Origin of the sequence: Myxococcus sp. AB025B, from assembly GCF_006518215.1 — a bacterium.
Lineage (GTDB): Bacteria > Myxococcota > Myxococcia > Myxococcales > Myxococcaceae > Myxococcus > Myxococcus fulvus.
Genome location: NZ_SRLW01000443.1, coordinates 1 through 6,052, shown reverse-complemented (window position 1 = coordinate 6,052; position 6,052 = coordinate 1). Strand labels below are relative to the sequence as shown.

Here is a 6,052-nt window from a genome sequence, read left to right as displayed (position 1 = left end):
ATTACCAGGCCATTCCCATGATGAAGGAGGAGCGCCTGCGGCCTCTCGTCGAGCGATTCTCCGAACTCCTTCACGGCCATCGAGTCTTCCAAGATGCGCTTGGCTTCATATGAGGGGATGGCTCAGGGCCGCGTCACCATGCGCATCCCCCGCGCCCAACAGGACGAAGAGGTCCAGGCGCTCCACCCGCTCCATTCCCGCTACCGCCCGCGCGGCGAGCACGTTGCTCACCCCCGGCGCCACCCCCACGCTGAGGACCGCGGTGGCCCCCGAGCGTCGGGCCACCGTGTCCAGCCGCTCGAAGGCCACGAGCGAGGCATGGCGCGCCGTCACGTCCACGTAGTCCACCCCCGCCTCCAGACAGGCACGAACGAACGTGTCCTGCTCCTGGTCCACGCACATGACGACCAGGCCCACACCGTCGAGCCGCGCGGCGGCGCCCTCCGCATGGACATCCAACGCCATCCCCCGCGCCCCATGTCCCAGGCCCGCGGCGAAGGCCTCCGCGCGCTCCCGGCTCCGTCCCGCGATGACGACCCGGCCCGGGTACTCCGGAGCCAGGGCCCTGGCCACCGCCTGCCCCACCTGTCCGTAGCCCCCCACGATGAGCATCTGCCTCGACATGAACACCTCCGGGGCCGCCCGCGACAAACAGGCCCACGCCCGTCCTGGTTTGTGCCGCCGGCTCCGCTAGAGTGCGAGTGAAGTCCGGGAACGACATTCATGCGTCCCGAGCACGAATGCCGCTCCGGAAGGCCCATGCACTCGCTCGCGAACATCGACGCCTTCGTCCGAGTCGTCGAGGAGGGCGACTTCACCCGCGCCGCGCGCAAACTCCATCTCACGGCGTCCGCGGTGAGCCGTCGCATCTCCCGACTGGAAGAGGAGCTCGGCATGAAGCTCTTCCAGCGCACCACGCGCGCCCTGCGCCTCACCGAGGACGGCCGCGACTTCCATGCGCGCTGCCAACGCATCCTCACGGAGCTCGGCGAGGCGAAGGAGTCCCTGACCCGCGCCCGCGTCCGCCCCAGCGGCGTGCTGCGCGTGGAGGCCCCCCAGGTCATCGGACAGCTCGTGCTCGTCCCCGCCCTGCCCCGCTTCCTCGCCCGCTACCCGGACCTCACGCTGAACCTGACGCTCCGTGACGAGGTCATGGACCCTGTCGCCGGAGGCGCGGACGTCCATCTGCGCCTGGGTGCGCTGGAGGACTCGACCCTGGTCGCCAGGAAGCTGACCGAGGCTCGACTGCTGGCCTGCGCTTCACCGCGATATCTGGAGCGCCGTGGCACCCCGACGACACCCGAGGAGCTCGCGCGCCACGACTGCCTCGGCTTCATGCGAGACGGCAAGCCCCTGCCCTGGCTCCTGCGACAGGACGGCGCCGAGGTGTCGCTCGAGCCTCGCGCGAGCCTCCACGTCAACCACGGGGGCGCCCTACGGGATGCGGCGATGCTGGGGCTCGGTATCGCCTGGCTCTTCGACTTCATGGTCGCTCGCGACCTGGCCTCGGGCGCGCTCGTCGAGGTGCTGGCGCCCCACACAACCCAGACACGCGCCATCCACGTCCTCCATCCACCCGACCGGCACCTACCCTCTCGCACCCGCGTGTTCCTGGACTTCGTCGCCACGCTCTTCCCACGGGCTCCGTACTGAGTCCTCACCGACTCGGTGCACCTGGCCGCGTCAAGGCGTCTGTCCATACCACTGCGGGGTGAGGGACAGATTTACAGCCCGGACTTATGTATGGATGAAGGACATGCCGGCGCACCCCACGGGGTGGCCTGACCAGGAGGGGTGGATGTTCAATCCGACGGACTTCAACACTCGAGAGCTCGTGGTCCGGGACAACGCAATCATCGCGCTCGGCAGCCAGCGCTCCGTTCCGAAAGCCCTCGAGGCGAGCCGCACGTCGATGCTCGAGTTCGTCCAGGCCGACGCCATGGCGCTGTGCCTCATGCGCCTTGCGCCCACGCTCGACTTCCGCTGGCACGTCCCCGACCACCGCATCCCCATCCTCGAGGAGTATGCCGGCCTGGTCGACCATGACTTCCTCCGGGACCCCATCCTCGCCAAGCCCGGCGTGCCCATCTGCGATACGCAACTCCTCTCACGCCGGGACTACGAGCGCACCCTCGTCTATCAACGCAGCCGGGAGCTGGAGCAGCCCCTGGAGCACATCATGGCCGTCCTCGTGCCCATCCGCCCGGGCCTCGTCGGCGCCCTCGCGTTCTACCGGCACCAGCGCTCGCCCTTCCCCGACCAGAGCGTCACCGCCCTCGCCAGCGTCACCCGGCACTTCGCCAACACCCTCGGCAACTGCCAGGACTTCCAGGACATGACCGCCGGCGCGCAGCTGCTCCAGGAGCTCTACCAGCGCGACGACTCCGCCTTCATCATCCTGGAGCCGCCCAGGCGCGAGGTGTTCCGCTCCCAGCACGCCACCCATCTGCTGGAGCGCTGGTTCACGCCGTCGGAGCTCCACGCCTCCGGGCTCCCGTTCGCCTTCAAGGAGCAGCTGGACACCCTCATCCGGATGACCCCGGACGAGCGGCTCGGCAAGAACCTCTGGGTCGTCAATCATCCCGACGGCTACCGCACGTGCCGGTTCATCGAGCTGCCCGCCAATGACGCCCCTCGCCAGTGGGCCCTCCTCTTGACCGAGCTCCCCCACTCCATCCCCCTGCCCCTGCACATGCAACGCGAGCTCACCACCCGCGAGCTCGACATCGCGAAGGGCGTGCTCCGCAACTGGTCCAACGGGCAGATCGCCGATGACCTCAAGATCTCCGACCAGACGGTGAAGACCCACGTGCGCAACCTCTTCGGCAAGCTGGGCGTCGACGACCGCGCCGACTTCCTCTACCAGCTCGCCCTCCTCAGCAAGCCGGTGTGAGGCGACCCACCGCGAGTCGGAGGCGCCTCCGACTCGCGGGCGCGGAGCGCTACCTCGCGAGGTCACCGCCCTGACGGAAGATGCGCGGGTAGACGCACCGCGCGACCCGGGCCGAGAAGAGGATCGCCTCCTGGTCCTCCGGCTCCGTCAGCCCCGCGAAGAGCCGCTCCATCTCCGCCACGTGATCCCCGTCCAGCGCACCGTGGCTGCGCAGGAACGTCACCGACTTGCGGATGTTGGGGATGGTGGACAGCTCCCGCAGTCGCTCGGCCCACACGCCCGCCCGCGTCTGTGACAGGTACTCCAGCACGTACGCGGTCCCCAGCGCCGCCGTCGCCACGCCCGCGCGGGAGGTGAAGAAGTTCCACCCAGTATAGGCCTCCACCGCGGGGCTGCGCGCCGCCGACTCCACGGCCTGCTCCGAGCACCCCAGGTTCTTCAGGTCCGACAGCAGCCACCGGTCGTGCCCCCGCTCCTCCTCGCCCTTCTGGATGAGCAGCGTCGCCAGCTCCGGGAGCCGGCCCTGCTGCCTGAGCCGCACGCCCGCCTCCGCGAGGATGGGCGTGCTCCAGCGCGCGTAGTGGTACGTCTGGATGAGGAAGTGGATGTAGCCCTCCTTGTCGAGGGTGCCCTCGAGGAGGCTTCGAGCGTCGGGCTGCGCGTCCACCGCCGCCACCAGTCCTCGCGCCTCCGCGTCCAGCGCCGCCAACCAATTCGCTCCCACGTGATTCTCCGTCTGGGTGTGCACGTACGTCTCCTGTCCGGTGCCCTGGGGCTCCCGGTCGCTGCGTGTTGAAGGTGAAGGGAAAGGGACCGCGACCGCCTAGGCGGCCAGGCTCACGCCGTGCTCCAGCGCGTGGAAGCGCGCCAGGGAGTCCGTCGGAATCTCATCGAGCGCCATGACGAGCGGCAGCGTGAACCACTGGAAATACGTGTCGTAGAGGGGCTCGGCGATGAAGCGCGCGCCCATCGTCCTGGCGAAGAGCGCGGGCGCCCGGGGCAGCCGCAGCCCGTCCCACTGTCCTCGCGCCGCCCTGGCCCGCTCCTCGGGCGTGTAGAAGGGGCTGCGGGGCCGTGCCGGGGCGCGACACGTGTCGGGGATGGAGACGCGCCAGTGAGGGCTCAGCCACCCGCGGCGCGCCGCCACCAACCACGCGAGGCGCGCGTCCTCGGCCGAGTCCGTCTCCAGGTTCGCGGACGCAATCCAGTGCGTCACGCCACGTCGCCGGCTCTCCGCGTACATGCCCGCCTGCAGCCAGGTGACGGCCTCCGAGCGCCGCCACTGGGGCAACACACAGAAGCGCGAGGGCTCCGCGACCAGCCTCCCCGGCTGGAGCAGCCCCGAGAGGTCCACCCGCTGCTCCATCTCGAGCCCCACCTTCCCGCCCAGGTTCGCCGCCACCTCCGCGTTGGGCAGCGCCACGCGCATCGTCGCCACCGGCTCGTCACCAGCATGGACGAGCACGTGCACCGTGGTGTCGAGCGTGTCGACACACGTCACCTCCCGCCGGGACACCGCGGACTGCTCGGACAACAAGCCCAGCTCTCCGCCAAAGACCGCCCAGCGGATGCGCGCCACGGCATCGAGTTCCTTCTGGGTGGCGGCGACACACCAACGCCAGCGCCAGTGTCTGCACGTCATGGGTACCCCTCCTGGTCACGAAGAGGGCCAGTGTCTCACCGCCCTCTCACGTCCTTTCGTGGCGCAAGACCCGAGTTCGACGGCGGAGGAGCGCTGGCGGCCCCGCACGCTTCCGATGAATGATGGCGCCGCACCTCGCAAGGCACCCCTTCGTGAACCACAGCCCTGGCCGACGAGGAGCACTCAACCCCGTGTCCAGAGGTTCGATGATGCGTCATGTCTTGTTGGTGGCGGTGTTCCTGGGTCTGTCGTCACTCGGCTGCGGTGGCACGGTGGAGGGCGGCGCCGGCGAGGAGCTCGCGGTGTCTTCCGATGAGCTCACGGCCTGTTCTGACGCCCTGCCCCGCTGCTCTTCCTATGAAGGCAAGGCCTGCGGCACGCTGGGGGCCAGCGTGCAGTGCTGCCTCAGCAGCACCGCGCCAGGGGTCTGCATCTGCGAGCCGACGTCGAGGCTCAGGTGGGAGTGTTTCGGCCAGTAGTCCTTGAGCGGACTGAAGGGGCCGGTGAAACGGACCGGTCTCTTCAGTCCCGCGAGCGCTCGTGGGGGCGCGACGTCACCCGGGCGGATTCATCCCCGCCCAGTAGTTCTGCATCCCCCGCAGGTGGTTGCCACCATCCACGGAGAGCGTCTCTCCGGTGATCCAGGACGAGTCCTCGCTGCACAGATAGGCGACGGCGCTGGCGACGTCCGCGGGGAGACCCGAGGGCTTGCCCAGCGGCGTCCTCGCGAGGAACTCACCGCGCATGCGCTCCACGAACCCCGCGTTCTCCACCAGGGGCGTGAGGATGACCCCCGGCGCCACCACGTTCACCCGGATGCCATGCCCCCCGAGCTCCAGCGCGGCGACCCTCGACAGGTGCGCGAGCCCGGCCTTGGACGCGCAGTAGTGCGCCATGCCCTCCGTCATGCCGAGCTGCGCCAGGGAGGAGATGTTCACCACCGCGCCGGGCTTCTTCGCCTGGAGCAGCGCCCGCGCGAAGGCCTTCATGAAGAGGAATGGCCCCTTCAGGTTCACGGTCATCACCTGGTCGAAGGCGTCCTCCTCCATGTCCACCAGCAGCGACATCGTCACCGTGCCGGCGTTGTTCACGAGGATTCCAGGCAGCCCCAGCTCACGCTCGGCGAGCTCGATGCCCCGAGCCACATCCTTCGCCTGCGTCACGTCGCCGGCGAAAGGCACCGCCCGCGCCCTCCCCTCCAAGACGCGGTTGAGCTCATCGGCGGTCGCATCCAGGCTCGACCGGGTCCGGCCGAAGAGGAGCACGTTCGTCCCCTCTCGCATCAGACGCTCGGCGATTCCCTTCCCGATACCTTGTGCCGCCCCTGTCACAATCGCGCTATTCGATATGAGTTTCACGCGGACTCCTCTGTCATGCCGGGAGTCTTGATTTTATCGGCACGCTGACATCGAAGCGAACCGCACGTCCTCGCCAGCCCGCACCGCACTCGATGCGGGGCGACATCTTTCGATTTGTCCCCCCGAGAGCCCCCACTTAGGGTGCTTCCTCCATGAGCC

At 69.0% G+C, this 6,052-nt stretch carries 7 protein-coding genes; 3 read left to right on the top strand and 4 right to left on the bottom strand.

Translation table 11 applies throughout. From position 1 onward, the window contains the following. Positions 1 to 105: 105 nt before the first annotated feature. Positions 106 to 624: a saccharopine dehydrogenase NADP-binding domain-containing protein gene (locus FL311_RS46205; RefSeq protein ID WP_141332951.1), complete on the bottom strand. Its 519-nt coding sequence runs from the start codon at positions 622 to 624 to the stop codon at positions 106 to 108. Positions 625 to 759: 135 nt separating this feature from the next. Here FL311_RS46205 and FL311_RS40310 point away from each other — a divergent pair, with 135 nt between their 5' ends. Further along, the gene (locus FL311_RS40310) at positions 760 to 1,653 is read left to right on the top strand and encodes a LysR family transcriptional regulator (protein WP_141332950.1); all 894 of its coding nucleotides are present in this window, start codon (positions 760 to 762) and stop codon (positions 1,651 to 1,653) included. 145 nt (positions 1,654 to 1,798) lie between these two features. Then, the gene (locus tag FL311_RS40305; protein ID WP_141332949.1) at positions 1,799 to 2,893 is read left to right on the top strand and encodes a LuxR C-terminal-related transcriptional regulator; all 1,095 of its coding nucleotides are present in this window, start codon (positions 1,799 to 1,801) and stop codon (positions 2,891 to 2,893) included. Positions 2,894 to 2,942: 49 nt separating this feature from the next. On the opposite strand, the gene FL311_RS40300 is transcribed toward FL311_RS40305, so the two are convergent. Further along, a complete protein-coding gene (locus FL311_RS40300) occupies positions 2,943 to 3,641 on the bottom strand; it encodes an iron-containing redox enzyme family protein (RefSeq protein ID WP_141332948.1) in 699 nt (232 codons plus the stop codon). Between the two features lie 75 nt (positions 3,642 to 3,716). Continuing rightward, positions 3,717 to 4,535, bottom strand: coding sequence for a GNAT family N-acyltransferase (locus FL311_RS40295; protein ID WP_141332947.1), 819 nt, complete (start codon positions 4,533 to 4,535; stop codon positions 3,717 to 3,719). 206 nt (positions 4,536 to 4,741) lie between these two features. Between FL311_RS40295 and FL311_RS40290 the strand changes: the two genes are divergently transcribed. Then, positions 4,742 to 5,014, top strand: a complete 273-nt coding sequence (locus FL311_RS40290) for a hypothetical protein (protein ID WP_141332946.1) — start codon at positions 4,742 to 4,744, stop codon at positions 5,012 to 5,014. A 75-nt stretch (positions 5,015 to 5,089) separates the two neighbouring features. On the opposite strand, the gene FL311_RS40285 is transcribed toward FL311_RS40290, so the two are convergent. Beyond that, on the bottom strand, positions 5,090 to 5,893 hold the full coding sequence (locus FL311_RS40285) for an SDR family NAD(P)-dependent oxidoreductase (protein WP_141332945.1): 804 nt from the start codon (positions 5,891 to 5,893) through the stop codon (positions 5,090 to 5,092). Positions 5,894 to 6,052 lie beyond the last annotated feature (159 nt).

Bases quoted from the DNA above. Each gene is read 5' to 3' on its own strand.
- FL311_RS40310 (WP_141332950.1), top strand. From the start codon at position 760: ATGCACTCGCTCGCGAACATCGACGCCTTCGTCCGAGTCGTCGAGGAG.
- FL311_RS40290 (WP_141332946.1), top strand. From the start codon at position 4,742: ATGATGCGTCATGTCTTGTTGGTGGCGGTGTTCCTGGGTCTGTCGTCA.
- FL311_RS46205 (WP_141332951.1), bottom strand. From the start codon at position 624: ATGTCGAGGCAGATGCTCATCGTGGGGGGCTACGGACAGGTGGGGCAG.
- FL311_RS40305 (WP_141332949.1), top strand. From the start codon at position 1,799: ATGTTCAATCCGACGGACTTCAACACTCGAGAGCTCGTGGTCCGGGAC.
- FL311_RS40295 (WP_141332947.1), bottom strand. From the start codon at position 4,535: ATGACGTGCAGACACTGGCGCTGGCGTTGGTGTGTCGCCGCCACCCAG.